Source organism: Paenibacillus sp. 01T422 (genome assembly GCF_056398785.1).
Window position 1 is genome coordinate 1 of the sequence record NZ_JBFTQB010000899.1, and the last position, 2,607, is coordinate 2,607.

General features: G+C 45.6%; 1 protein-coding gene. It reads right to left on the reverse strand.

What is annotated here, in order from left to right; genetic code table 11:
- Positions 1–1,969, reverse strand: a 1,969-nt coding sequence (locus AC1DUA_RS33145) for a glycoside hydrolase family 30 protein (protein ID WP_477503784.1), incomplete at its 3' end; no start/stop codon positions are given.
- Between the last annotated feature and the right edge of the window lie 638 nt (positions 1,970–2,607).

A 2,607-nucleotide genomic window follows, 5' to 3' on the forward strand; every position in this document is an offset into this window, starting at 1 on the left:
ACCAGTTGGTGCCCATATACTGAATTTCATTGTTGCTGGAGCCTAGTGTATTATCGTTGATCATCGTCGTCATGTCCGCTGACTGCGGCTTGATAATATCGACTTCATCGGCTACAAAATAGGTGTCTGACGAGGCACCGTATTTGGTGCCGGTTACTCTCATTTTGACCGTATGAGGACCGTTTGTAAGCTCGGGGCTTTCGTAAATCAATTGCCCATCCTGCCTGTACCAGGAGAATGTGTCGACCATCGTCTCGGCGTCGCCGTCAATAGATATGGCAACGATCCCTTGATTATTGTGCTTCGGACCGCGTATTTGAATTTTGGTTCCTGTAAATTGTACATTCACAGAAGCGTTCGTGGTGTTGGAATAGTGATTGTCCCCATTAAATGGACCCGTTTCGTTCGAGTATCCCCAATCTGCACTGTAGTTAAATTGAGCATCGCCTGTGCCCTTCGTGTTGTCATTTACTTTGGTAACGGAGGTTACCGCTTGCTTTTCAGGGGATACTTTGACACCGCTTACAACATAAGTAGTAATCGAGTTGCGTTTAGCCGGCGTAATCAGAGTTTTCCCTTGCAGCATCGCTTCGTCCATCTCGGCCAAATCCTCAGAGATCGATGTCTGGTACGCTTTCACATTTCCGGTGACGGATTGGAATCCGCTTAAATCAAATTTGTAGCCTTCGCCGTCATAGTCCAGTTGATTCTGATGAACGATAACCAGCTTTTCGCTAGCCGCATCATAGGCAACAAGCGTATTCGAATCACTGCTTGCCAGCAGCTGATAACCTTGGCGAATAAACTTGGAGAATTGCGCCATCGCATAGTATTGCTTTGTCAGCCAATACTGCTGTTTCTCATAGTCCGCGTGTATTAAGCCCCAGCTGTTATTCTCTTTGTTATCCTGCGTCTCGTCTTCCACGGCATCCCATACAACCCAAGCTGATGGCTGCATGACGTTCATATCTTGAATAATCTTTGTAGATAATTCAAATGCAGGCTGCATGCTCTCGTGAGTGTGCGCGGCACTGCCTGTCCCGAACTCTGACATCCAGAGAGATTTGTTCTCGGAATCCGCCAATCCCTTAAGGGCTGTTCGTTTATCCCCGTTGTAGCTATGCGCATTGATTTTGGCAACCTGCGTTTTCACTTCGGGAGACAAGCTAGTGTAGGAAGTGATCGCATCGTCGATAGAATTCTCATCCGAACCTGTTAGTTTTGTTCCATCAAGTCCTTTGGCAGCAAGCGATTGCGCCGTCAAGCCTAGAATTTGATTTTGTTTCGCAAGGTCAAAATGAGCTCCTTGCTGCAAGCCTCCTGCTTTCCACCAATTCGAGATCGGCTCATTAAGCGGGCTTAAATAATCGAAAGTGATTCCCCAGTCGTCACGGAATTTTTGGACCACTGTCGTCAAATGATCCGCGAAATCATCATACATGTCTTCCTTCAAGTTATTACCGCCATCGACAGCACCGGAAGAATCGCCGCTAATCGTCATCCACCATGGTGGCGAATTGGAGAAGGCCTCGAATTTATTAGCGCCTCTAGCTTTGGCCGCTTGAAGCATCCACCTTTGATTCGCGTCTGCCGTCCAATCCCAAACCCCTGGCGACGGTTCGAACGTTGCAATATTGCCGCCAAGTCGCATATGATCATGCGAGGGGTCATCACCGGCTCCAATATTATACCGGGCAATGTTGAGGCCCAGCCCCTTATCGGGATCAAATACCAAATCCGCTATCGCATTGCGTTTCGCATCCGGCCAACCTCCTGTTTGATCGGCCCACCAAATAAGGGAAGTGCCCCAACCCTCCATCTGTTGATACGGCTGTTGCGGATCAATCTGAATGACCGTTTCTGCGCCTGCTTTTGCACCCTGTGAGAACGACAAGGATGCTGCTGTTGAAACAACCATCGTAGTAATTAACGTTTTGGATATCGTTTTTCTCCAAAAATTCCGTTTCATGTGGATAATCTCCCCCTAGTTGTGTAATATAGGCTAACTCTCGCACGGGAAGCTTATCTCCTACCAATGTTGTATGCGTTTTCATTAATATATTTAGTCATTACTTTGATTTATTTTGGGGTTCATTCGATTAAATTTACGAATTGAGGCGTAGCGTTGACGGACTCTTTGGAATGAATGATAGGATGAATAGAATGTGGGATGGAAGGAGAATAATAGCTATGACATTGCTGACAGCGTGTGCGGGGTGAAGTTAAACAAGTACGATGAACCTTGCCAATTCTTTTTACAAATACCATGGATGCGCCCCCTTTTTACCTACAATTACGCATGGAGTTGACTTATCCTCTTCTCTTGCGGGATAACTGAGACACCAAGTCATGTATTCAAAGTAGTTGCGCTTCGTTAAAAAGTAGATCCTTTTCAGCAGGATTCGACTTTAACTACCGCAAGTTTATGATGAATCACGAGTCTTCGTCAACTCCACAGATAATGACAATTGAGCTTTCTCAGATCTTATCACGATAAGACAAAGCTTCTTCTGTGATTCTTTTGATATCAACCGATGAAGTAATTTCGTCATTCACCATATCCGGCAGGATGTTTTTCAAAAAATAATCAACGCAATGTAAAGGAAT